At 49.2% G+C, this 305-nt stretch carries 1 protein-coding gene; it reads left to right on the top strand.

Annotated features, from left to right (window positions below; translation table 11 throughout):
• Positions 1-305: hypothetical protein (locus tag ADI74_RS08385; protein WP_049538278.1), on the top strand; the 305-nt coding region annotated here is incomplete at both ends.

Here is a 305-nt window from a genome sequence, read left to right as displayed (position 1 = left end):
ACGATGTCAATCGTGAACATACAGAAGTCCTCGAAACCTATGACCATGATGGCAAGGCTCGTGAGACCTATAGTTATGGTCAGGGTCGAGCTAGCTACCTCAACAACCAAACAGGTGACAGCTACAACTACTTGACCAATCAGTCAGGCTCTGTGACAGGGTTGGCCAAGGATGGACAAGCCGTCGCATCAAGCAGCTATAACCTCTATGGGGCAAGAAAGGCAAGCACAGAAACGACAGGAAATCCCTTTGCCTATAACGGCGAAGCTCGTGACGATACTGGACTTGACTATTTACGCGCAAGA

The sequence above is a fragment of the Streptococcus pseudopneumoniae genome, assembly GCF_001074565.1.
Taxonomy (GTDB): Bacteria; Bacillota; Bacilli; order Lactobacillales; family Streptococcaceae; genus Streptococcus; species Streptococcus pseudopneumoniae_J.
The sequence above is the reverse complement of the archived record's forward strand: the minus strand, read 5'-3'. Positions and strand labels throughout refer to the sequence as shown.